The sequence below is a fragment of the Aerococcus sp. L_32 genome (assembly GCF_050689315.1).
On the sequence record NZ_JBOEQF010000299.1, the window covers coordinates 1 to 2,430 of the forward strand.

A 2,430-nucleotide genomic window follows, 5' to 3' on the forward strand; every position below is an offset into this window, starting at 1 on the left:
TCGCGCTTTCTACAATTACTATGACCTCCCCCTTACAGAAGACCAACTATTAAAATACGTAGACTTATCTGAAAAGATTAGTCACGGCAATCCTTCCGGTTTGGATGCACGTGTGGCTAGCCTTGGCGTCCCTTTGATTTATCAAAAAAATCATCCAATGACGATTGTTCATTTCGAAACCCCTTATTGGTTGGTGGTTGCGGATACTGGTATTCACGGCAACACTAAAAATGCGGTTTCTGACGTGGCAGCTGGTTTGAATTCAGCTTTTATTACCCGCCGACAAGCTGTTGAACATAACTTGCGTCAGCTTGGTGAAGCTGCTACGCGCTTCATTGATTTAGTTGAATTAGATTCTGCCAAAATGGCCAATGACCAGTGGTTTACGGCTATTTGTCGCACGTTTAAGGATGCCCACCAGCACTTGCGGGCTTTACAAGTATCCAGTCCTGAACTTGAAGCGGGCGTCACTTTTGCGGAAGCGAATGGAGCCGGCGCAGCCAAGCTAACTGGTGGTGGACGTGGGGGTTGCTATTTCGCCTTGTGTGACAGCAAGAACAAGGCTGCCCTTTTGGCTAAAGCTTTAAAAGAGGAGAATATGGCGGTGGCGAGCTGGGTGGTGCCTTTTAAATCATCACCTATAGATGATAATGCCGGCGAATAGTGGGCGTAATCTGTAGAAATCGGTTATAATAAGGGAAAGAAAATTTTTTGAGGGAGAATCGAGATGTCAGTTTTTCAAGGCGCTTACCGGGCGCACACCAATATTGCATTAATTAAATATTGGGGTAAGGCGAATAAAGACCTATTTATCCCCACTACATCTAGTTTGTCGCTCACTTTAGACGCCTTGTATACAGACACGCGCGTGACTTTTTCGAGTGATTTGGACGCGGATGTTTTCTATTTAAACAACCAATTAGGCAATGAAGCGGATACGGCAAAAATCAGCAAGTTTTTAGACATGTTTAGAGCAGAAGTTGGCCTAGACTTGCGCGCTAAGGTAGAAAGTGTCAATCATGTGCCCACTGCGGCTGGATTGGCTTCTTCTTCATCGGCATTTTCGGCCTTAGCGGCGGCTACTAGACAGGCTTTGAATTTAGAAAATCAGATTTCTGACCAGGCCCTATCGACATTTGCGCGACGGGGTTCTGGTTCAGCAACCCGGTCCATTTTTGGTGGCTTTGTTGAATGGCAAAAAGGGACCAGCAATGAAAACTCTATGGCAGTTGAAATTGACGACGCCTCTTGGGATGTTGGTATGGTCATTATGGCCATTAACACCGCTGAGAAACGCGTGTCTTCTCGTGAAGGGATGGCCCATACCTTGCGGACGTCGCCTTTCTACCCTGAATGGGTGCGTCAAAATATGATTGATTTAGAACGGATTAAAGTGGCCATTGCCGAGCAAGATTTCCAATTGATGGGTGAAATTGCTGAAGCCAATGCCATGCGGATGCATGCAACAACTATGGCTTCTGATCCGTCATTTACTTATTTCGAACCTGATACCATTAAAGCCATTCAAGCTGTCCAAGATTTACGCGCAACTGGCGTGTTGGCTTACTATACAATTGACGCTGGACCGAACGTGAAAGTTTTATGTAAAGCGAGCCAGATGGATGAGGTGGAAGCCTTTTTTGCAGAACGGTTTAAAGATATGAACTTTATCCAAACGACTGCTGGACCTGGGATTAAACCCTTAGATAGATGGGAGTATGACGATGGCGCAATCTTATAATGATAGCACGATAATCCATACGAATAACGAAACAGACACCATCAAGGTGGCCGTGCCGGGGAAATTATTCCTTGCGGGCGAGTATGCAGTGGTGAGTTCTGGCCAAGCTGCCTTATTAACCACAGTTGACGCCTTCTTACACCTTACTTTAGAGGCAAATTCCGGGCAAAATGGCTATTTAATCACCAACCAGGCTGACCTTCCAATTGCTTGGACCTACGACGTCAATGGACAAGTCGTTTCTAACGACCCAGAAGCTGGCGAATTCCCACTAATTTGGCAAGCCATGCAAACTGTGATGGCATATGCTGAAGCAGTCGGCATGAAATCGGCAACGACACCAGATTACTTTGATTTAAAAATTCAGTCTGACTTGGATGCGGCTGACGGAACTAAATATGGTTTAGGATCATCTGGTGCCATCTCAGTGGCTATCGTTTCAGCCTTATTGAAATTCTACAAATTAGACCAAGATATTACGGAATCGCAATGGGTCTACCGGGTTTTTAAACTGGTCGCCATTACCCAAGCACAATTGGGTATGGTAGGATCACTTGGAGATGTCGCAGCCAGCACCCAAACTGGTGTCATCTACTACCAAAACTTTGACCGTGAATGGTTTAACCAACAAGCTAAATCTACTGGGGAAGATATCCATCACTTAATCGAAGAATTTTGGCCGGAATTGG

At 45.5% G+C, this 2,430-nt stretch carries 2 protein-coding genes and 1 pseudogene; all 3 read left to right on the forward strand.

Translation table 11 applies throughout. The features are described from left to right. Window positions 1–664, forward strand: a 664-nt coding sequence (locus ACRCJ0_RS12035; RefSeq protein WP_431390569.1) for a mevalonate kinase family protein, incomplete at its 5' end; no start/stop codon positions are given. Between the two features lie 63 nt (window positions 665–727). Next, entirely contained in the window at window positions 728–1,741 is a 1,014-nt protein-coding gene (gene mvaD / locus ACRCJ0_RS12040; RefSeq protein ID WP_417893274.1) for a diphosphomevalonate decarboxylase, read from the forward strand. Then, a pseudogene (locus ACRCJ0_RS12045) lies at window positions 1,725–2,430 on the forward strand (phosphomevalonate kinase); the annotation flags it as partial. The gene mvaD and the pseudogene ACRCJ0_RS12045, both read left to right, overlap by 17 nt.

What these genes read in the sequence shown, in the direction of transcription:
- mvaD (WP_417893274.1), top strand. Translation starts at nt 728, where the DNA reads ATGTCAGTTTTTCAAGGCGCTTACCGGGCGCACACCAATATTGCATTA.